The 21177-nt window shown below is 70.2% G+C and carries 21 protein-coding genes; 5 read left to right on the plus strand and 16 right to left on the minus strand.

Annotated elements, in window-relative coordinates:
* Positions 1-53 precede the first annotated feature (53 nt).
* A complete protein-coding gene (locus tag MYK68_RS05165; protein ID WP_247866628.1) occupies positions 54-734 on the minus strand; it encodes a metal-dependent transcriptional regulator in 681 nt (226 codons plus the stop codon).
* A 126-nt stretch (positions 735-860) separates the two neighbouring features.
* Here MYK68_RS05165 and MYK68_RS05170 point away from each other — a divergent pair, with 126 nt between their 5' ends.
* Complete coding sequence (locus tag MYK68_RS05170) at positions 861-1538, plus strand: response regulator transcription factor (RefSeq protein WP_247866629.1); 678 nt, start codon at positions 861-863, stop codon at positions 1536-1538.
* A 6-nt stretch (positions 1539-1544) separates the two neighbouring features.
* On the opposite strand, the gene MYK68_RS05175 is transcribed toward MYK68_RS05170, so the two are convergent.
* The 11 genes from MYK68_RS05175 to MYK68_RS05225 form a co-directional block, all read right to left on the minus strand.
* On the minus strand, positions 1545-2396 hold the full coding sequence (locus MYK68_RS05175; protein ID WP_247866630.1) for an alpha/beta hydrolase family protein: 852 nt from the start codon (positions 2394-2396) through the stop codon (positions 1545-1547).
* Between the two features lie 189 nt (positions 2397-2585).
* On the minus strand, positions 2586-4133 hold the full coding sequence (locus MYK68_RS05180; protein ID WP_247866631.1) for an HNH endonuclease signature motif containing protein: 1548 nt from the start codon (positions 4131-4133) through the stop codon (positions 2586-2588).
* 141 nt (positions 4134-4274) lie between these two features.
* A complete protein-coding gene (locus MYK68_RS05185; RefSeq protein WP_247866632.1) occupies positions 4275-5663 on the minus strand; it encodes a sensor histidine kinase in 1389 nt (462 codons plus the stop codon).
* Positions 5644-6450 carry a COG4705 family protein gene (locus tag MYK68_RS05190; RefSeq protein WP_247866634.1) on the minus strand — a complete coding sequence of 269 codons (807 nt, stop codon included), beginning with the start codon at positions 6448-6450 and terminating at the stop codon, positions 5644-5646. Before MYK68_RS05190 ends, MYK68_RS05185 begins: the two co-directional genes overlap by 20 nt.
* On the minus strand, positions 6447-7109 hold the full coding sequence (locus tag MYK68_RS05195) for a phosphatase PAP2 family protein (protein ID WP_247866636.1): 663 nt from the start codon (positions 7107-7109) through the stop codon (positions 6447-6449). Before MYK68_RS05195 ends, MYK68_RS05190 begins: the two co-directional genes overlap by 4 nt.
* A gap of 43 nt (positions 7110-7152) precedes the next feature.
* Positions 7153-7824 carry a phosphatase PAP2 family protein gene (locus MYK68_RS05200; protein ID WP_247866638.1) on the minus strand — a complete coding sequence of 224 codons (672 nt, stop codon included), beginning with the start codon at positions 7822-7824 and terminating at the stop codon, positions 7153-7155.
* 85 nt (positions 7825-7909) lie between these two features.
* Positions 7910-8428 carry a DUF4395 domain-containing protein gene (locus MYK68_RS05205; protein ID WP_247866640.1) on the minus strand — a complete coding sequence of 173 codons (519 nt, stop codon included), beginning with the start codon at positions 8426-8428 and terminating at the stop codon, positions 7910-7912.
* A gap of 163 nt (positions 8429-8591) precedes the next feature.
* Complete coding sequence (gene recQ, locus MYK68_RS05210; protein WP_247866642.1) at positions 8592-10451, minus strand: DNA helicase RecQ; 1860 nt, start codon at positions 10449-10451, stop codon at positions 8592-8594.
* Entirely contained in the window at positions 10448-10789 is a 342-nt protein-coding gene (locus MYK68_RS05215; protein ID WP_247866643.1) for a hypothetical protein, read from the minus strand. The genes recQ and MYK68_RS05215 overlap by 4 nt, the downstream gene beginning before the upstream one ends.
* Before the next feature lie 104 nt (positions 10790-10893).
* Positions 10894-12081 carry a fatty acid desaturase family protein gene (locus MYK68_RS05220; RefSeq protein WP_247866645.1) on the minus strand — a complete coding sequence of 396 codons (1188 nt, stop codon included), beginning with the start codon at positions 12079-12081 and terminating at the stop codon, positions 10894-10896.
* A 45-nt stretch (positions 12082-12126) separates the two neighbouring features.
* On the minus strand, positions 12127-13203 hold the full coding sequence (locus tag MYK68_RS05225; protein ID WP_247866647.1) for a ferredoxin reductase: 1077 nt from the start codon (positions 13201-13203) through the stop codon (positions 12127-12129).
* Between the two features lie 238 nt (positions 13204-13441).
* Between MYK68_RS05225 and MYK68_RS05230 the strand changes: the two genes are divergently transcribed.
* From MYK68_RS05230 to MYK68_RS05245, 4 genes are all read left to right on the plus strand, one after another.
* A complete protein-coding gene (locus tag MYK68_RS05230; RefSeq protein WP_247867933.1) occupies positions 13442-14014 on the plus strand; it encodes a TetR family transcriptional regulator in 573 nt (190 codons plus the stop codon).
* On the plus strand, positions 14011-15477 hold the full coding sequence (locus tag MYK68_RS05235; RefSeq protein WP_247866649.1) for a serine/threonine-protein kinase: 1467 nt from the start codon (positions 14011-14013) through the stop codon (positions 15475-15477). Before MYK68_RS05230 ends, MYK68_RS05235 begins: the two co-directional genes overlap by 4 nt.
* Positions 15478-15489: 12 nt before the next feature.
* Entirely contained in the window at positions 15490-16401 is a 912-nt protein-coding gene (locus MYK68_RS05240; protein WP_247866651.1) for a serine hydrolase, read from the plus strand.
* A 131-nt stretch (positions 16402-16532) separates the two neighbouring features.
* Positions 16533-17528, plus strand: coding sequence for a serine hydrolase (locus tag MYK68_RS05245; RefSeq protein ID WP_349306158.1), 996 nt, complete (start codon positions 16533-16535; stop codon positions 17526-17528).
* A gap of 28 nt (positions 17529-17556) precedes the next feature.
* Here the strand turns inward: MYK68_RS05245 and MYK68_RS05250 are convergent, their stop codons facing one another.
* Genes MYK68_RS05250 through MYK68_RS05265 form a run of 4 tightly spaced genes read right to left on the minus strand, consistent with a single transcriptional unit; the run spans position 17557 to position 21080 of the window.
* On the minus strand, positions 17557-18891 hold the full coding sequence (locus MYK68_RS05250) for a M20/M25/M40 family metallo-hydrolase (RefSeq protein ID WP_247866653.1): 1335 nt from the start codon (positions 18889-18891) through the stop codon (positions 17557-17559).
* 10 nt (positions 18892-18901) lie between these two features.
* Entirely contained in the window at positions 18902-19627 is a 726-nt protein-coding gene (locus MYK68_RS05255; RefSeq protein ID WP_247866655.1) for a pirin family protein, read from the minus strand.
* Complete coding sequence (locus tag MYK68_RS05260; RefSeq protein WP_247866657.1) at positions 19624-20094, minus strand: MarR family winged helix-turn-helix transcriptional regulator; 471 nt, start codon at positions 20092-20094, stop codon at positions 19624-19626. The genes MYK68_RS05255 and MYK68_RS05260 overlap by 4 nt, the downstream gene beginning before the upstream one ends.
* A gap of 2 nt (positions 20095-20096) precedes the next feature.
* Positions 20097-21080 carry a pirin family protein gene (locus tag MYK68_RS05265; protein ID WP_247866659.1) on the minus strand — a complete coding sequence of 328 codons (984 nt, stop codon included), beginning with the start codon at positions 21078-21080 and terminating at the stop codon, positions 20097-20099.
* Positions 21081-21177 lie beyond the last annotated feature (97 nt).

Below are 21177 nucleotides of genomic sequence, written 5' to 3' on the forward strand. Positions count from 1 at the left end.
CGGACATAGCGGGCTTAAGCGGTCGTTAAGGTTCCGGTGACCGGCCGCGGCGGCTACCGGGCGAGGTCGATGCGCACCATGTGGGCGTTCTTGACCGGGAGGTCGTAGCGGCTGAGGCCGCGCAGCTCGTACGACTCGTCGCCGACCCGGACGGTGACCGCCGCCCCCGGCACGATGCCCGCCGTCACCAGCGCCGCCGCGATCTCGGGGTCGTCCTGGGCGTCCTCGGAGACGAAGCGGACGACGGCGTCGACCGTGGTGCCGGGCGGTCCCAGCTGATAGAGGAGGTCCGGCTCGATGAAGTCCGGCACGGGTCCGCCGATGAGCTCCAGACCGGGGATCGGATTGCCCCACGGCGATGCCACCGGGCCGCCGAGCGCCGCGAAGACGGCACGTTCGGTCTCCTCGCTGATGGTCGACGCCCAGCGGGTGGCCTCGGCGTGCGCGTGCTGGGCCGGGAGCGACAGCATCCCGGTGAGCAGCAGCTCGACGAGGCGGTGACGACGCACCCCGACGATCGCGGCGTGCAGGCCCTGCTCGGTGAGCGAGAGATACTGTTCGTGGCGGATCTCGATCAGCCCGGCGTCGAGCATGCGCGAGACGGCCTGCGTGACAGTGGGTCCGGACAGATGCAGGCGCTCCTTGATGCGGGCGCGGCGCACCGGGATGTGATCCTCGGACAGGTTGTAGATCGTGCGGAGGAACGCGCTCGTCGTCGGCGAGACGTCGGTCATGGCTGTGCTGGATCCCCCGAATCGGTTGTCTGGTGATCACCATAGCGCGGTTCGATTCATTCACCCAGACGCATGGCCGAAGGGCGGCTCAGTGATTTCACAGCGCCGGGCGGCCATGCTGAAAGGATGCGTATTCTTCTCGTCGACGACGACCGGAACGTGGCCGAGACCGTCCGCCGGATGATCGTGGCCCAGGGCTGGGTGGTCGATGTGGTGCACGACGGCGCCGCCGGATTCGACAAGGCGCTGACCGGCTCGTTCGACGTGATCGTCCTGGACATCATGATGCCCGGCCGCAACGGCTACGAGGTGGTGCGTGATCTGCGGGCGGCGCGGGTCTGGACTCCGGTGCTGATGCTGACGGCGAAGGACGGTGAGTACGACCAGGCGGATGCGTTCGATCTGGGCGCCGACGACTACCTGACCAAGCCGTTCTCGTTCGTGGTGCTGACCGCGCGACTGCGGGCGCTGGCGCGCCGCAACGCCGTCGAGCGTCCCGCGGTGCTGACCGCAGGCGACCTGGAACTCGATCCGGCCGCGCACACCGCCGCGCGCGGCGGTGTGCCGCTGACCCTGACACCCCGCGAATTCGCGCTGCTCGCTTTCCTGCTGCGGCACAAGGGGACCGCGGTGTCGAAGACGGAGATCATCGACTCGGTGTGGGATGTGAACTACGAGGGCGAAGAGAACATCGTCGAGGTGTACATCAGCTACCTCCGCCGCCGGATCGACACGCCGTTCGGCCGCAAGGCCATCGAGACGGTGCGGGGTGTCGGCTACCGGCTGGCCGCCGACGGGGGATGACCGCCGTCACGCGCGGACGCTGGTGATCAGCGTGTCGAGCATCTTCGGATAACCGGTGTGGTGCGGTTTGAGAAGCGACAGGTGCGTCGCGCCCGGCACCTCCACGACGCGGAGCCGGTGACCCGGGCACCGTGCGGTCGCCGCCCGGTACGCCTGTAGAACGGCGGGCGGCACCACCCTGTCCCGGGTGCCCTGGATCGCGACGATCGGCACGGTCGGGCACTGCTCGGCGGGATCGGTGTACCGGTAGCGTGCCGGGACCTGAGCCGGTGTGCCGCCGAGGAATCCGAGGACGCTGCGGTCGCCGCGCCCGGCCGCGTACGCCATCGCGAGTGGGCCGGAGATGGAGACGACGCCGGCCGGTGGGTCGGGCAGATGCCCGGACACCCACACCGCCAGCTGACCGCCCGCGCTGTGGCCGGCGAGGTAGGTGACCGGACTGATCTGCGGGAACCGCTGGTGCAGCGTCTCGCCGTACCGGGCGGCGGCGAGCGCATCCGTCAGCGTCGTCGGCCTTCCGCCGCCGGAGCCGGTGCGCCGGTACTCGACGTTGTAGACGGCGAAGCCCTTCGCGGCGATGTGCTGGGCGAGAGATGCGGTCGCGTGGTAGCCGATCCGGTCGTGCCAGCCGCCACCGTGGAAGAAGACGATGAGTGGCCGCGGGCCCGTGCGCGCGGGCGGGAGGTAGAGGTCGCCGACGTTCTGCGCCGGATCGGGGTCGGTGACCGGGTAGGCCAGCGTGAGGGCGGGCGGTCCGGCCGGCGCCGCGGACGGGTGGGGCGGGTGATGGCGCGGTGCCGCGGAGCAACCGGTGAGTGCGATCAAGAGGATCAGCAGCAGGGGCAGGGCGCGGCGCATGAACACCAGAATCCTCTGCGGCGCTGAGGATCTGCTGAGCCGCGGGAAGAATTGCCCAGTTCAGGCCGGTTTAAGGAGGTTTCAGCGTCGGCACAGCGCGGGCGCGCCCCGGTCGCCCGGCCGGGCCCTGCAATGGTGGTCGGGGTCGAGCGGGTCGTGCATGCCCCGGCGGACGGCCACCCCGGGTAGTCAGGCGGCCAGGTGCCGTGCGAGGCGGATGTCGACGCCGGAATCGGTGGGCGCTCCGGAGTCGGTGGTGTCGCCGAGGCGGTGGTTCACGGTCGGTGGTGGGGAGCGGTCTTCGGCCGGGGTGTCTGGGCCGGTGCGGAGTTTGTCGGGGTGGAACAGGGGGTTGATGATCCACGGCCCGGCGCGTCCGGCGGGCCGCCAGCCGACGCGGCCTTTGTCGGGGCCGTCGGTGAGGACGGTCGATTCCCAGGTTCCGGGTTGTTTGCCGTTCCACCGGTTGTGTGTCCCGCAGGCCCCGCCGAGGTGATCGGCGTCGGTGGGACCGCCGTCCTGCCAGTCGGGCATGTGGTGCATCTCGCACTGGGTGAACGGGCGGGTACAGCCCGGCGCGGTACAGCCGCGGTCGCGGGCGAACACCGCCAAGCGTTGCGCGCGCGACGCGAGGCGGTGGGCGCGGCCGAGGTAGAGGGGCTGCCCGGTGGCCTTCGAAAAGACCGCGAGGTAGGGGACGGCGTCGGCGGCGATCGTCACCAGATCCGACACCGGGATGCGGGTGCCGGTGGTGGTCCAGGCGATCCCGGCGTGCCGGGCGAGGTCCTCATCGGTGACGGTGACCACGATCTGATTGCGCAGACTGTCGGGCTTGGCGAAGGAGAACTGGGCGTTGGCCCACGCCAACAGTGCCAGCAACGCGTCATGCTGGCGGCGCCCCAACAACCGGGTATCACGCTCGGCAGCGGCGGCCAGAACGGCCGGGTCCAGGCCGGGCTGATCGGCCGCACCGTGCGGGGAGTCGGGATCGTTCGGGTTGTTCATGCCGGGAGCGGCCCACTGGACGAACACGACCTCGAACTCCGCCCGCAACTGCGGCGTCATCCGGGCCTGCACCGCCGACATCAACTGCCGGTCCTGCGCCGACAGCCGGAACTTCGCTTGCCGCTGGCGGTCTTTGTCGTCGGCGAGGGTGCCATCGGGATCGAGATGGGCCAGAATCCGGTTGCCGACCATCGTCAGCCCGGCCGGATTGAGCCGCCGGGCGGCGTCGGCGAGCATGGCCTCAGCCTTCACCCGTGCCTCCGGATCGACCGAGGTGGGGATTTTGTCCATCACTTCCTCGATCACCCACACATGCGTCTCACCGATCGCCCCGTCAGCCACCGCGGCCGCGGTCACCGGGAACTTCGAATCCAGACGCTCGCCGGTCATCGCCGTGAACCGGCCGATCGAGGCCGCCACCACCCGGCGCCGCCGGGACTCGCCCTCCCCGATACGCAGGCCCTGCGTCAGCAACTGGTGCACGGTGCTGTATCCGGCCCGCCGGCAGGCACCGCGGTCGGAGATCTCCACGAACACGGCTGCGTCGACCCCGACACCTTTCCGGCGCGCCTGCTCCCGCGACTCCAACAGATCCAGCAACCCATCCTCGGACAGCGCAGCCAGCGGCGCCTCGGCCAGGGATTCTTCGGCGGCATCGATCACCGCGACCAACTCGGCGGGAGACAGACCGGCCACACGACCGCGGGCGTCGAACACGTCATCGTCACTCATCACGGACCCCCTTTGCCGGCCGACGGTAGATGGTTCTTCCCCTACCCCCAGAATACGCACACCGTGATATGTAGGCAATAGTTGGATAGAACTTACTTTCGAGTAGATCGCGTGGGGCTATCCCGCGCGGCCGAGGCCTGATCAGCGAGTCCGGAAACCCGGGAGATCATCCGTCGAGGGGAGGGTGAAACCGACGGCCGCGCCGCCGCTGTCCGAATCGGCCACGATCATCCGGCCGCCGTGCGCGTGGACGATCTCGGTGACGATCGCCAGTCCGAGGCCGGAGCCGCCGGTGGTGCGGCCGCGCGCATCGTCGAGCCGGACGAACCGCTCGGTGACGCGGGCCTTATCGCCGTCCGGGATTCCCGGACCGTCGTCGGACACCAGGAGGGTGACGCCGGCGTCGTCGACGCTCATCCGCAGCGACACCGCGCCCGCCGCGTAGCGCACCGCGTTGTCGGCCAGATTGCGCAGCGCGCGGACGATCTTGTCGCGGTCGGCGTCGATCCGGACCGGCACGATCCGGGCCTCGACCCGCAGGCCGGTCATCGCCCGCAGGCGGGTGACCTCGGCGGCCGCGACGTCGTCCAGGTCCACCTCGCCGGTCGCCAGGGGTACGCCGCTCTCATCGGACTGGGCGAGGAACAGCAGGTCGGCCACCATCTGCTGCAGCCGCAGCGCATCGGGAAGCATCACGGTGCCCGCGGTTTCGGCATCGATCGGTTCCCCGGTGGCGCGGGCCAGATCGAGCAGGCCCACCAGCGTCGTGAGCGGGCTGTTCAGCTCGTGGGAGGCGTCGCCCACGAAACGCAGCTGTTCCCGCCGGGATCGCTCGATGCGGGCGAGCATGCGGTTCATCGTGGCGGCCAGACCGGCGATCTCATCGCCGGTATCCGGCACCGGCACGCGCCGGCTCAGGTCGCCGCCGGTGATCTCGTCGACCTGCGACGCGATGTCGTCGACGGGCCGCAGCGCCCGCCCGACGAGGAGATAGGTGAGGACCGCCATGCCGATCACGATCAGCGGGAACAGGATGCAGCACAGCACCCCGACGATCACGACCAGTCGGTTCAGCGGTTCCTCGGCGGTGCCGACGGCGACGGTGAGGTCGCCCTCCCCGGTGCGGATGCCGAGTGCGCTGCCCCGGTAGTCGGTGTCGCCGGCGGCGTGGCCGTCGTCGATCGTGATCCGTGTGCCCGGGGCGAGGGGCCTGCTCAGCGGGGTGGAGTACCGCGGATCGGTCGCGAGGAGGACCCGCCCGGAGTCGTCGATCACCTGGACCACGTCCACATCACCCGCGGCGACGAAGAGCGCGCGGTCGAGGTCGGCGGGCCGGTCGGTCGCCAGCGCCGTCTCGATCTGATGGGCGCGCGCCAGCGTGGCGGCGTCGGCGTTCCGGATCAGGATATGTTTCAGGGCCAGGACCATGACGACCGCGGCGAACAGCAGAGCGAGCGTCACCAGTCCGGTCGCAAGGAGTGTGGTGCGGACCCGGACCGACCGCGCCCGGTCAGGCAGCCAGCGGAGCATCGGCCCTGGCGCCTTCGTCGTCGATCCGGTCGACGCGGCTGATCGAGAGATAGGCGACCAGCACGACGATCACGGCGAGGAACACGACGTTCACCAGGGTCGAGCTGAGACCCAGACCGCCGGCGCTGGCCGGCTGGATCAGCAGGTCGCCGGCCGACGCGCCCAGCGGGCGGGTGACGATGTACCCGGCCCAGAACGCGGGCACCGCGCCGAGGCCCAGACCGCGATGCGCGGCGAAGATCAGGGCGATCACCACGGCGAAGATCGCCAGCGACCAGCCGTAGCCGACGCTGAGCTTCTCGGCGATCAGATCGCCGGCCGCGGTGCCCAGCGCGAAGGTCACCAGCACCGTCAGCCAGTAGAAGGCCTCGCGGCGGCGCGTCCGGATCGAGTGGATCGACAGGGTGCCCTCGACGCGGTACCAGACGACCAGCACCACCGCGAGCGCGATCGCGAAGACCGTCGTCGACGCGGGGAGCGGGACGCCCGCGACATCGGTCAGATTGTCGGTGATCAGGGTGCCGGTGACGCTGATCAGCAGCACCGCGGCCCAGTACACGGCCGGAACGTATCGGTTCAGCCGGAACTGGGCGGTCAGGACTGCGGCTAGAAGCACCACCGTGATGAGCGTAGTCCACCGCAGGCCGAAGCCCAGGTTCATGTTGAGGTAATCCGCGGCCGTCTCGCCGACCGTGGTCGAGAGGATCTTGATGATCCAGAAGTAGAGCGTGACCTCGGGCACCTTGCTCAGGAGCACGGTGGTGAAGGCGGATCTCGCGTGTGTCATCGGTGTTCCTTCAGAGCGAGGCGGGGGCCCAGACGGGCGAGGAGGAGATCGACCACTGGCGGGACGAGGAGTCCGGCCGAGAGGCCGAGGAGGGCGGCGCCGGTCACGTCGGTGAACCAGTGCATGCCGAGGTACAGGCGGGTCCACGCGCAGATCGCGACGACGGCGGCGCCGAGCACGCCGGCGATGATCGCCCGATGGCGCGGCCAGGTGCTCACCACCACCACAAGGAGCGCCACGACCAGCGCGGACGTGCCGGTCACGTGGCCCGACGGGTACGAGTAGGTGGCCTCGGGGGACCCGACCTGCAGGTACTCCGGCGGCCGGGGGCGTGCGGTGGCCAGCTTCAGTACGCCCGCGACGCCGGCGGCGATCGCGACACTGGCGCCGACCGGCAGCGCCCGCCGCAATGATCGGTCACGCAGCAGCAGGACCACCGCGATCACCCCGGCCGCGACGGTGGTCGCGACCGGGCTGAAGAGATAGCTCAGATCGTCGACGCAGGTCGTCAGAGCCGGGTTCCGGGTGGACGCGAGCCCGTGCAACACCGAGGTGTCGATGCCCAGCGGCCCGGGATGCGCCGCGAAGAGGCCGGCGCCGAGCACGGCGAGCGCGAAGAAGACGATGCCGAGCTGCTGCCGGCCACGTACCGATTCCATGCGTCCACGGTGCGGATCCGGTGCTGAGTAAACGCTGAGGGTGTCAGGCTCCGGCCCGGTGCCGGGCCTCCTGCCGGGGCCAGAGTCGGGCGAGTGCCTGATCGACGAGCGGTGGTACCACCAGCGCGCTGCCGGCGCCCACCAGTAGTGCCCCGAGCACGTCGGTCGGCCAGTGCATACCGAGGTAGACGCGGGTCCACATGCACGACGCGATGAGCGCGACTCCGGCGATGTACGAGACGACGGCCCAGCCGCGCGGGAACGACGGCACGACCACCACCAGCAGCGCCACGACCAGCGCCGAGAGGCCGCACACGTGCCCGGAGACGTACGACGCGGACGAGTCGGGCGTACCGATCCGCAGCGACAGCGGCGGCCGCGGCCGGTCGACGCCGAGCTTGAGGACCTCGGCGACAGCGAAAGCGGCCACCTCCGCCGCCACGACCGGGAGGGCGCGGCGCGGTGAGCGGTCGTGGACGGCCAGGGCGACGCCGATCAGCAGCGCCGCCGCCAGCATCCAGCTCGGACCGAACACCGTGGTCAGGGCCTTCGCCACGCGGTCGAGGCCGGGCGTGCGGCCGTCGATCAGCCAGTGCGCGATGGACGAATCGACACCCAGCGGACCCGGGTGGACGGCGAACACCACTCCGCCGATCACGGCCAGGGCGAGCAGCACGAGGCCCGCGGTCATCCGGGTGTTGCGAGACGAGGTCATCCGGACATCGTCGCGCATCCATGCTGAGGAGACGCTGGGTGAACGGCGGGGGTCCGCGACGCGGACGTCGGGCGCCGACGCCGGGTCAGGCGCCGACGCGGTTGCAGGCCTCGCAGACGGTGTCCGGGATCACCCCGGCGCGTTGCAGGTAGCCGAAGACCACGCAGCCCAGGCAGAAACCGAAAGCGCACTCGGCGAAGGCCGCGGCGATCAGCACACCCGTGACGATCTGCGCGGCGAGACCGAAGCCGGTGGCCGAGAGGATCAGGGCGGTGCCGGAGAACACCAGGCCCACGGTCTGCGCGAAGCGCTTAGGCGGGCCGGGCACCAGCTTGGTCTTCTTCACGATGGTCGGCACGATCACGTGCACGGCCAGTCGCCCGAAGGGGGAGTAGCGCGGGCCACCGGCGACGCGCAGCGCGAATCCGGCGGTCAGCACCGCGTACAGCCACCACTGGTTCACCACGATGGCGGCGATGGCCAGCAGGATCACCAGGCCCGCGGTGGACCGGGCGGCGTAGTCGTTGACCGGATTGGGGAACGCGAACACGCCCCGCCGTTCCACCGAGATCGACTCGTCCACCTGCGTGAACAGGTCCGTCATTGCTACCTCCATGCTTACCGAACGCTTCACGGTACGGCGGTGGCGCCGCGCACGACAGGGTTGTGCGCGCCGTGATCCGAACTCCCGCGAGACGGCGGCTTGCCTTCGACTCGGTCTCGCCCCGGCGGGCTCGCCCGGTGGTTCCTGAGCGGAGTCGAAGGGCTCAGGCGGCGTCGAAGTCGGCGATCACGCCGATGACGGCCTCGCCGTACTTGTCGGCCTTGGCCTGGCCGACACCGGAGATGCCGAGCAGCTCGTCCAGATTCCCGGGACGGACCTGGGCGATCGCCTCCAGGGTGGCGTTGTTGAACACCGTGTAGGCCGGGGCGTCGGCCTCCTTGGCCACCGCGTACCGCCACTTCCGCAGCACCTCGAACAGCTGCCCCTCCTCGCCGGAGAGTTCGGTCGCGGTCCGCTTGGACCGGCCGCCCGACGACGACCGCACCCGCTTGGCCTCCTCGCGGAAGGTCACCGTCGCCTCGCCGCGCAGCACACCGGCGGACGATTCGGTGAGGGTGAGGACGCCGTAGTCGCCGTGCGGGGCGAGATGGCCCTGCGCGATGAGCTGACGGATCACCCCCTTCCAGGCGTTCGCGTCGAGTTCGGTGCCGATGCCGTAGGTCGACAGCCGGCTGTGCCCGAACTGGGTGATCCGGGCGTTCTCCTTGCCGAGCAGGATGTCGATCAGGTGCCCGGCGCCGTAGCGCTGACCGCTGAATTCCCGGTCGAGCCGCCAGACCGTCGACAGCACCTTCTGCGCGGCGACGGTCCCGTTCCAGGTGGCGGGGGGATTCAGGCAGGTGTCGCAGTTGCCGCAGGGGGCGATCTCCTGCCCGAAGTAGCGCAACAGCTGCACCCGGCGGCAGGTCGCGGTCTCGCAGAGCGCGAGCATGGCATCGAGCAGCCGGCCCTGCGCCATCTTGTGCATCTGGTCGCCGTCGGACATCTCGATCAGCCGGCGCTGCTGCACCACGTCGGCGAGGCCGTAGGCCATCCACGCCACCGATGGCAGTCCGTCACGACCCGCGCGGCCGGTCTCCTGGTAGTAACCCTCGACGCTCTTGGGCAGATCGACGTGGGCCACGAAGCGGACGTCGGGCTTGTCGATCCCCATGCCGAACGCAATGGTGGCGACCACCACCACGCCGTCCTCGCGGAGGAAGCGGCGCAGGGTGGCGTCGCGCGCCGCGGCATCCATGCCCGCGTGGTACGGCATCGCGTCGATTCCGTTGGCGGACAAGAACTTCGCGATGTTCTCCACACTCTTGCGGCTGAGGGCGTAGACGATCCCGCAGAGCGGCACGCCGTCGTCGAACCCCTCGGCGGCGATGAACTCGAGGAGTTGCTGCTGGACGCGGTCTTTGGCCTCGATCCGGTAGCTGATGTTGGGCCGGTCGAAGCTGGCGATGAAGTGCCGTGCCCGGTCCAGGTGCAGGCGCTCGGTGATCTCGGCGTGGGTGCGGTCGGTGGCGGTCGCGGTGAGCGCGATGCGCGGGACGTCCGGCCAGAGTTCGGCCAGGTCGCCGAGCGCGAGGTAGTCGGGCCGGAAGTCGTGCCCCCACTGCGAGACGCAGTGCGCCTCGTCGATCGCGATGAGGCTCAGCTCGCCGCGGCTCAGGAATTCCCGCGCCGACTGCTGACTGAGGCGTTCCGGCGCGATGTACAGCAGATCCAGCTCGCCGGCGAGGAACGCTTGCTCGACGTCGCGCCGCTCGTCGAGGCTCTGCGTCGAGTTCAAGTACGCGGCCCGGACCCCGAGCTGCCGCAGCGCGCCGACCTGGTCGGCCATCAGCGCGATGAGCGGTGAGACGACGATCGCGCAGCCCGGGCGCACCAGGGCGGGGATCTGATAGCAGAGACTCTTACCGCCGCCGGTCGGCATCAGGACCACGGCATCGCCCCCGCCGATCACCTGCTCGACGATCTGTTCCTGATCGCCGCGGAACGCCTCGTAGCCGAAGACGGTGCGGAGCGTCTGGCGCGCGGGCGTCTCGGCGCCGGCCGAGGTTTCGACGGGGCTCAACCGGCGGCCGAGTCGTCGCCCGGTGCGGGCTCCAGTTCCCATTCGGTGGGGGCGGCCTCGAGTTCCAGTTCCGGTGCGGGCTCCGGCTCCGGTGCCGCGTCGAGTTCGGTGTCGGCGGCCTCGCCGGCGTCGAGGCCCGCCGCCCCGGCGCGCTCGGCACGACCGGCCGCCTTGGCGGCCTCGCGCATCTCGAATCCGTCGGTCACGATGTCGCCGATCTCGCGGGTCACATCGGCGACGGCCCCGGTGATGATCGACGTGATCGATCCGACACCGCGCGCGGTGTTCTCGACCACGTCCTGAATCAGATCCTTGTTTCGTTCCAGCTTGCCGACCATGGCGACTCCTTCGTTTCGCTCGAGGTACGAGGATACCGACAGGGCCCGGTGCGGACATGGTTGTCCGCACCGGGCCCTTCCCCTCGATGACTCGGAGGCGGTGGTCAGGCCACCTTCTCGGAGCGGGTCGCCTTGCTCGCGTCGTGCTCGCGCTCGATGTTCAGCACGATGTTGTTGTCATCGGCGGTGAACGAGTTCGGCAGCGACAGCTTGGCGATCTTCATCCAGGTGGAGCCGAGCTGATGACGCAGGTTGCCGGTGTTGTAGGGCAGGCCGTACTTCTCGCAGATCGCCCGGACCTCCTTGGCCATCTCCGGGTAGCGGTTGGCCGGGACGTCGGGGAACAGGTGGTGCTCGATCTGGTGGCTCAGGTTGCCGCTCATGATGTGGAACAGGTCGCCGCCCTCGATGTTGGCGGAGCCGAGCATCTGGCGCAGGTACCACTCGCCCTTCGTCTCGTTCGCCGTCTCCTCCTTGGTGAAGGTCTGCGCGCCGGTCGGGAAGTGGCCGCAGAAGATGATCGAGTACGCCCAGACGTTGCGGATCAGGTTGGCGCCGGCGTTGCCGATCAGCGTGGTGACGAAGAACGGTCCGGTCAGTGCGGGCCACAGGATGTAGTCCTTGGCGACCTGCTTGCTGGCCTTGTGCCACATGCCCTTGACCAGGCCCTTGACGTCGCTCCACTTGCGCTTGCCCTGGACCAGGTTTTCAGCCTCGAGGTCGTGCAGCATGACGCCCCACTCGAAGAGCAGCATGAGTGCGGTCGCGTAGGCGAGGTTGCCCAGGAAGTAGGGGTTCCACTTCTGGTCGCGGGCCATCCGGAGGATGCCGTAGCCGATGTCGCGGTCCTCGTCGAGCACGTTGGTGAAGGTGTGGTGCAGGTAGTTGTGGCTGTGCTTCCACTGGTCGCCCGGGCAGACGTTGTCCCAGTCGAACTCGCGCGAGTTGTAGGTGTCCTCGCGCATCCAGTCGTACTGGCCGTGCATCACGTTGTGGCCGATCTCCATGTTGTCGAGGATCTTGGCGACACCGAGCGAGGCGACGCCGGCCAGCCACACTGGCGGGATGAACGGGACGTACATCATGGCGCGGCCGGCGAACTCCAGCTTCCGCTGCGCCTCGATGATGCCGTAGATGTAATCGCGATCGGACTGACCCAGGTCGGCGACGACGCGGGCGCGCAGCTCGTCGAGTTCGGCACCGATCTGTTCCACCTGCGCGGCGGTCAGATCGACCTCGATGACGTCGGACTTCTTGTCGCTCTTGAAGTAGTCGGTGATGTTGATGGCCATGATGGTCGCCTCTCTGAGTGGCTGGGCGGGGAAGGGGATGGAGGGTCAGAGTTCGATGTCGACGTCGCCGACCGGGGCGCTGACACAGATCTGGATCTGCTGATCGGCTTCCGAGTCGAGTTCGCCGGTCAGGATGTTGCGGGTGCAGCCGGACTTGCGGACCTTGGTGCACGAGAAGCAGATCCCCATGCGGCAGCCGAATTCCGGATTCAGTCCGGCGGCCTCGGCCTGCTCCAGGATGGTGCGGCCGTCGTTCTCGCTCGTCGTCTCGGACTCGGAGTATGTGACGGTGCCGGTGATCGGCTGGTTCGGGTCGATCACCGGGGTGGTGTCGATGGTGAAGGCCTCGCTGTGCAGCCGGTCGGACAGCCCGCGCTCGTCGTGGTATTCGCGGACGGCGGCCATCAGCGACGGCGGTCCGCACAGGAACACCTGTGCACCCTCGGCGTCGGCGAGTCCGTCGAGATGCTCCGGTGCGAAGTGTCCGCCGTCGGCCTCGCGGGTGTAGTGGAGCTGGACGTCGACGTTGTCGAGGGTCCGCGCCGCGACGTCCAGTTCGACGGCGTAGGGCACGTCGTCGGGGGTGCGGGCGTAGTGCACGAGCGTGATCGGCTCGGAGTGTCCTTCGGCGATCAAGGTGCGCAACATTGAGATGACAGGTGTAATGCCGCTGCCGCCGCTGACCAGGATCACGCGCCCGGGGCGCGCGGCGGGGAGCTGGAAATCGCCGGCGGGAGCGCCGATGGTCAGCACGTCGCCCAGGCCGAGGTCGTCGCGCAGGTGCTTGGAGATGAAGCCGTCGTCGTGCGCGGTGACCGTCAGCTCGATGGTCTTGGTGTCCTGCTCGGCGTTGGCCGGGGAGAAGAACCGGCGATGGCGAACACCATCGACCACGGCGCTGACCTCGATGTACTGACCGGCGGTGTGGCCCTTCCACTGTCGCGTCGGCGCGAGGGTCAGGGTCACGGTGCGGTCGGTGCGGTGCTCGAGGCCCACCACCTTGGCGTGGGTCTCACGCCAGGTCAGCATCGGCGAGACGAATTCCAGGTAGCGATCCACCGGATACGGGGTGGCGGTCGCTTCGACGAGGTTCTCCAGGAGGCCTGCGAGTCGGCTTGCCATGATTTCTCCTTGGGCTGTGTTCCGTTTCGGTGAACGTCTGTACACCAAAAAGGTTGACACATCGGCCGGTGGTCGGCAAGCGGTTTCGATTGTGTCGCCCGTCACCGCCTAGACTGAACGAGTGGCTGCAACGACCGATTCCGCTGGCGGGGCGCGCCGTCGTACCGGTCGCGGTCGCGCCGGCGCCGAGGGTGGCGGCTCCCGCGCGGAGAAGAAGGAACAGACCCGCCAGGCGCTCCTGGACACCACGATCGAATTGGTGGACGACCGTTCATTCGGCAGTCTCTCGCTGCGCGAGGTGGCCCGCGGTGCGGGGATCGTGCCGACCGCCTTCTACCGTCACTTCGCGTCGATGGAGGACGTGGGAGTCACGCTGGTCGAGGACTCGATGCGGGTCCTGCGGCGGGCGCTGCGCGAGGGGCGGCGCGATCTGGCGACGAGTGGACTGCCTCCGGCGCGGGAATCGCTGGCGATCCTGCTGCGCCACGTCCACGCCGACGAGGCCAAATTCCGCTTCCTGATTCGCGAGCAGCACGGCGGCGTCGCCGAGGTGCGCCGCGCCATCAACACGGAATTGCGGCTCTTTTCGAGGGAATTGGCGATCGATCTGGCGCGTACTCCCGCGCTGGCGAGCTGGGAGGCCGATGATCTTGAGGTCGCCGCCGACCTGATCGTGACCATCATGATGACCGCGATCGCCGAACTGCTCGACGGCGACGGCCGGCCCGGGGCGGAGAAGGCCCTGGTCGAGCGCACGGAGAAGCAGATGATCATGGTCATCCTGGGGATGGGGCAGTGGAGGACTCGATGAGTGACGAGTTGGTGGGGACTCGGTTCGGCCCGTATCGGATCGACGGCCTGATCGGGCGCGGCGGGATGGGCGCGGTGTACCGCGCCTACGACACGGTCCGCGACCGCGAGGTGGCGCTGAAGCTGCTCGGCGGCTCGGGTGCCGACGACGGCACGTTCGCCGAGCGATTCCGCCGCGAGTGCCACCTGGTCGCCAAGCTCGGCGAACCGCACATCATCCCGATCCACGACTACGGGCAGATCGACGGCCGCCTCTACCTCGACATGCGGCTGGTGGACGGCGAGAACCTGCGCCAGGTGCTGCGTCGCGAGGGCGCGCTGCCGCCGGAGAAGGCGATCGACATCGTGTCCCAGGTCGGCGACGCGCTCGACGCCGCGCACGCAGCCGGGCTGGTGCACCGCGATGTGAAGCCGGAGAACATCCTGCTCACGCCCACCGGATTCGCGTACCTGGTCGACTTCGGCATCGCGCACGACGACGCCGACCCCGGTCTGACCAAGACCGGCACCGCGATCGGCTCCACGTCGTACCTGGCGCCCGAGCAGTTCGACAACGCACCGGTCTCACCGGCCTCGGATGTGTACTCGCTCTCGGCGGTCCTCTTCGAACTGCTCACCGGTCGCGCCCCGTTCTACGGTGAGTCGGTCAGCGCCATCATCAAGGCGGCCGTCCTGAACGACGTGCCCGCGCCGAGCACGGTGAATCCGGCGGTGCCGGCGTCGCTCGATCCGGTGCTGGCCTGCGGGCTCGCCAAGAGTCCGGCGCAGCGCTTCGCCACCGCCGGTGATCTCGGCCGCGCCGCGAAACAGGCCCTCTCCGGCGGCGGCGTGACGGTCGTGATGCCGACCGGGGTGATCCCCGGCCCCACGGAGGTCCATGCCACCGGCCCGGAGGCGGGTGCGGCGTATTCGGCGACGCAGCTGCGTGCGAGCGGGCCGCAGCCGCTCGGACCGCAGGTCTCCGGGCCGCAGGTGACCGGCCCCTACGGTGCGCCGCCGATGTACTCCGGGCCGATCGGCTACCAGCAGCCGCCCGAGAGCGGCCGCGCCACCAACTACGTGCTGGCCGGTCTCATCGGCCTGTTGATCGCGGTCCTCGCCGGCCTCGGCATCGCGTGGGGGCTGGGCGTCTTCGGCGGCAGTGGCGACGATTCGTCCGCCGCGCCGTCGTCGACCACCACCCTGACCAGCACCGTCACCCCGGACGGCGCCACCACGGTGGCGGCTCCGCCGTCCTGGTCGACCCCGTGCTCATCGACGGAGGGAATCGGCAGCGGGGTGACGAGTTGCGAGTTCGCGGCGAGTGTCCGCGCCGCCTATCTGGCCGCGGGCCCGAAGGGTGGCGCCCGCGTCATCAGTGCCTACAGCCCGGTGACCGGCGTGAACTACACGATGTCGTGCGGTCCGGAAGGCGACATCGTCGTCTGCCGGGGCGGCAACAACGCCATCGTCCACATCTACTGATCGGAATTCCTCGTGATCGTGCGTTCCGAACGCAAGTCACCGCGCCGCGCGCTGGCGCTGCTCGCCGTCATGGTCGCGGCCGCGGGACTGACCGCGTGCTCATCGAACGACGACGGCAAGCCCGCCGCCACCGAGATCGTGTACGTGACGGCCGGGGCGTCGTCGAGCACACCGGCGGCCTCCTCGGCGCCGGTGCCGACGCAGAAGGGCGCGGCCGGTCTGCGGACGAGCTACGCGGCGCTGGCGAAGACGCTCGGTCAGCCGGTCGGGGTCTCGATCGTGCCGGTCGGCGGCGGCGCGCCGATCGATCTGGGGGACCAGACGGCGCAGGTGGCCTGGTCGACGATCAAGGTGCCGCTGGCGATCGCCGCGCAGCGTAAGAACGGTGTCCTGGCGGCCGAGACTCCGGCGATCGTCAACTCCGACAACGACGCCGCGGAGTCTCTGTGGTCCTCGCTCGGCACCGACGCGCAGGCCGCCGCGGCGGTGACGGCCGTGCTGCGCGAGGGCGGGGACACGTCCACCACGGTGCCGTCGGTGCGGCGGCGCGGTGAGTTCACGATCTTCGGGCAGACGGTCTGGGCGCTTCCCGCGGCGGCGACCTTCGCCGCGCACCTGCCCTGCCTGCCGGACAGCAAGCACGTGGTCACGCTCATGGGGCAGGTCGCGGGCAACCAGCAGTGGGGGATCGAAGTGATCCCCGGGCGATCCACCGCGGTCAAGGGCGGCTGGGGTCCCAGCCTCGATGGCGGCTACGTGGTTCGCCAGCTCGGTCTGCTCACCCGGAAGGACGGTACGCAGGTCGCGTTCGCCTTGAGTACCCATGCGCCGGGTGCGTCGATGAACAGCGGTATCGCGGCACTCAACCAGGTCGGCACCTGGATCGGCGCTCATCTCGCCGCCATGCCGGGCGGGCGCTGCTGAATTCTGCCGGATTCGCCGGAGTCCGGTCACGGCGCGGCCACGGCTGGGTCTCGGCGAGGGCGCCCGGCTGGCTCCGGTCGGGCGGACTCCCTAGTGTTACTGCTGTTACTAAAGTGGTGTGAGGGGTAAGTGTGGTGCAGCTTCGGCGGATGATGGTCGGTTTCGGTGTGGCGGCCGTGGTGACGGCCGCGGTGGTGACCGGGGCCGGGGCCGCCCGGGGGCTGCCGCTGCCGCCGCTCGGCAGCCTCGGCGACCCGGTGGTGCCGAAGGCGCAGCTCGACAAGAGTTTCGCGGCCATGTCGAAGTCACTCGCCAAGACCCTGCCCGGCCGGATCGGTCTCGCGGTGACCCCGGTGAACGGCGACGTCCCGGTCTCGTTCGGCACGCTGAAGACGGCGCGCGCCTGGTCGACGCTCAAAGTGCCCGTCTCGATCGCCGCGCAACGTGCCCGCGGCGCGGCGGTGGCGCCCGCCGAGACCCGGGCGATCGAACTCTCCGACAACGACGCAGCCGAGGCGCTCTGGGCCTCGCTCGGCGGCGGCCGGTCCTCGGTCGACGCCGTCACCGCGGTGCTGCGCGAAGGGCACGATACGAACACTCGCGTCTCGTCGGAGATCGACGTGCCGCGCAGCTACCCGGGCTACACGCCCTGGGCCCTCCGGGACCAGTCGGTCTTCGCCGCGCACCTGCCGTGCCTGCCCGGCACCGCGGACGTGCTGCGGCACATGAACCGGGTTGCGCCGAATCAGCAGTGGGGCGTCGCCAAGCCGAAAGCCAAGGCCGTGACCTCGGCGGTCAAGGGCGGCTGGGGCCCGGCCAGCGACGCCACCGGCAAGTACGTCGTTCGCCAGCTGGCCGTCGTCACCACGCCGGCCGGCCGCTACGGCGTCTCCATCGCGGCGCTGCCGGCGAGCGGGTCGTTCGGTGACGGCACCGCGATGGTCACCCGTGTCGGCAAGTGGTTGCTCGCCAACCTCGACAAGCTGCCCGCGGGCCGATGTGCGCCGCTCGCCGCACCGGCGGCCGAGGCCCCGGTGCCGGCGTCGCCCGAGGTCCCGGCTCCCGACACCTCGACTCCCACGGCCCCGGCTCCGACCGCCACGACTCCGGCACCGGAACGGCGGTAGGGGGGGCGGCGCGCGCCGCGGAGACCGGTCAGAACCGGCTCAGCAGCAGCGCCTCCGCCAGGGCCGTGCGGCGGATCTCGGCCGGATCGACGCTCTCGTTCGGCGCGTGGATCGCGCACCGCGGTTCCTCCACGCCGAGGAGCGCGATCTCGGCGCCCGGGACGGCCTCGGCGAGCGCGGTGCACAGCGGAATGGAGCCGCCCTGCCCGGACTGGACCACGGCGGCTCCGTCATACGCCTCCGACATCGCCGCGGTGAGCGCCGCGTAGCCGGGGCCGTCGGTGGCCGGCGCGAACGGTGCGCCCATCGCCTCGGCGCTGACCCGCAGGTCGCAGTGCCACGGCACGTGGGCGCGCAGGTGCGCGGCGAGCGCGTCGTACGCCCGCTGCGGGTCGACGCCCGGCGGGATCCGCAGATTCAGCAGTGCCGACGCGACGGGCACGACGGCCGCCGCGCAGTCGTCGATGCCGGGGGCGTCGACACCGATCACCGTCACGGCGGGTCGTGCCCAGACCATGTCCGCCGGGGTGCCGGAGCCGAGCACGTCGGCGCCGGGCAGCACGCCGGCATCGGTGCGGAAGCGGTCCACCGGATAGGCGGCTCCGGCCCAGGTCTGATCGGCGGGCAGGCCGTCGATCGTGGTGTCGCCGTCGGCATCCCGCAGCGTGCCGAGCAGGGCGATCAGCGCCGCCATCGCATCCGGAGCGGCACCGCCGAACTGGCCGGAGTGCACCGCACCGGCCAGCGCCGCCACCCGAACGCGCACATTCACCACACCGCGCAGGCTGGTGGTCAGCGTCGGTACACCGACCTCGACGTTGCCGGTGTCGCCGATCAGGATCAGGTCGGCGTCGAACAGTTCCGGCCGTTCGCGCACCAGGTGGTCCAGTCCCTCGCCGCCGGCCTCCTCGGAGCCCTCGATGATGATCCGGATTCCGCACGACGCATCGTCGCCCAGTGCCCGCAGCGCGGTGAGATGTGCGATCACGTTGCCCTTGCAGTCGGCGGCGCCGCGGCCGTACCAGCGGCCGTCTCGCTCGGTCAGCTCGAAAGGCGGTGTGTTCCAAAGGGATTCGTCCCCGGCGGGCTGCACGTCGTGGTGGCTGTAGAGGGCCACGGTGCGGCTGCCTGCCGGACCGGGCCGGTGGCCGACGACGGCGCGTGAGCCGTCGGAGGTGACGATCACTTCGCACGCGAAGCCCAGCTCGCCGAAGCGGCCGGCCACCCATTCGGCGCTGAGCCGGCCCGCTTCGGCGCGCGCGGGGTCGCCGTGAACGGAGGCGTGGGCCACCAGCGCGGCCAGGTCGGAACGGGCGAGATCCAGATGAGCGTCGACGCGGTCGGCGAGGGGGTTCGGTGTCATCCCTCCACTGTCACACGTCGAACGCGGCGTGCATCTCCCAGTAGAGGATTTCCGCGTCGTCCGGCGCGGTCAGGGTGAGGCCGCCGGCCCCGGTGGTCCGCAGGGCGTCGCCCGCGGCGAGCTCCGCATCCTCGACGACGACGCTTCCGCGCACGACGTACAGGTGACCGAACGGCGCCGCGGGCAACTCGATGGTCGTGCCCCGATGCGGCCGCGCGACATGCAGTGTCGCGAACCGGTTCGCGATCGGCAGCGCGCCGGGGTGCCCGGCGCGGCCGGAGGCGACGGCGACCGGTTCTCCGGTCGCGAGCTCCGCCGAGAAGTCGTGCTCGGCGTGGGCCGGTGGCAGGCCGTCGGCGTGCGGTGCGACCCACATCTGCACCACTCGCAGGCGCGCGCCGTCGTGCCGGGCTCCGGCATTGCGCTCGGAGTGCGTGATTCCGCGCCCGGCGCTCATGTGGCCGATTGTCCCGGGCCGCAGAACCACCTCGTTGCCGTACGAATCGCGGTGCGCCACGGCGCCTTCCACCACCCAGGTGAGGATCTCCATGTTCTGGTGATGGTGGGCGTCCAGGCCCTCGCCGGGATCGACGACGTCGTCGTTGTGCACCACCAGCACGCCGTGCGCGTTGCCGAACAGGTCGTAGTTGCCGGTGGCCGGGAACGACTGCCACGACGTGAGCCATTCGTTGCGCCAGTGGTGCCGGTCGTCGGCACGGATGATCTCGCTGGTCATCGCGGGTCCTGTCGGTCGAGGTGGTCGGCGAGCCGGCGCATCAGGGTCGCCAGCTCGCCGCCGTCGGCGGGGGACAGGGCATCGTGGAACAGCCGGTGCACCAGCGCGGCGTGGTCGCGGGCCGCGGTCGCGAACACCTCGTGGCCGTCATCGGTGAGGACGGCGTAGCTGCCGCGCCGGTCCTCGGCGGCCCGTTCGCGGCACAGCCAGCCGCGCTTGCACAGCTGATCCACCTGATAGGTGAGCCGGGACGGGGAGAAGACCATCCGCTCGGCGACCTCCTTCATCCGCAGGCGCCCATCCGGCGCCTCGGAGAGCAGCAGCATCACATGGAAGTCGGCGAGCGTCAGGTGCGCGTCCCGGCGGAGCTGCTCATCGAGCGCCGTGGTGAGGCGGGCGCTGGTCTCGATGAACAGGCGCCAGGCGACGCCGCGGGGGTCGGCGTCGTCGATCGGCAGCGGCTGCATGCTCAGCGGTCGCTCCCCGCGACGTGTGGCATCAGGGCGTCGTCGGGGATCACGCCGAGCCGTCCGGCCTGGTAGTCCTCGAGGGCCTCGATCAGCTGCTGCCGCGTGTTCATGACGAACGGGCCGTAGGAGACGACGGGCTCGCGGATCGGCAGGCCACCGAGAAGCAGCACCTCCATCGCCGGGCGATGCGAGTCCTGCCCGTGGGCGTCGGCGGCGACGGTGATCCGGTCGCCCGTGCCGAGCACGGCGAGCTGGCCGCCGGTGATCGGGCGCCGCTCGGGACCGACGGTGCCGTTGCCGGACAGCACGTAGACCAGCGCGTTGAAGTCGCGGCGCCACGGCACCGAGAGCTGAGCGCCCGGTGCGATGGTCGCATGCGCGAAGGTGATCGGGGTGTGGGTGGCGCCCGGCCCGGTGTGGCCGTCGACCTCACCGGCGACGACGCGCAGCAGCGCCCCGCCGTCGGACGACGACACCAGTGCGGTCGCGCTGCCTTCCAGATTCTGGTAGCGCGGTGCGGCGAACTTGTCCTTGGCCGGCAGGTTGACCCACAGCTGGATGCCGTGGAAGGTGCCGCCGGACTCGACGAGTTCGGCCGGTGGGGTCTCGATGTGCAGGATTCCGGAGCCGGCCGTCATCCACTGGGTGGCGCCGTCGGTGATCAGACCGCCGCCGCCGGCGGAGTCCTGGTGCTGGAAGAGGCCGTCGATCATGTAGGTGACGGTCTCGAAACCGCGGTGCGGGTGCCACGAGGTGCCCTTCGGTTCGCCCGGCTCGTACTCCACCTCGCCCATCTGATCCATGTGGACGAAGGGGTCGAGCGCGGCCGAGGAGACGCCGGCGAAGGCGCGGACCACCGGGAAGCCCTCACCTTCGTAGGCGCGGGGACCGGTGGTGACCGAGACGACGGTGCGTTCGGTTTCGGCCGGAGCGGCGTCGGCCAGGCGGGGCAGGGTCAGGGTGTCGACGGTGATGGCGGGCATGGTGTCCTCCAAAGTAGTTCAGATTTGAAGTATTACACACGACTCAACTGTGTCACGGGTCGGTCTATTCCCGGCGGTTCCCGGCCCAATCGCTCCC

This window comes from Gordonia sp. PP30 (assembly GCF_023100845.1).
Taxonomy (GTDB): Bacteria; Actinomycetota; Actinomycetes; order Mycobacteriales; family Mycobacteriaceae; genus Gordonia.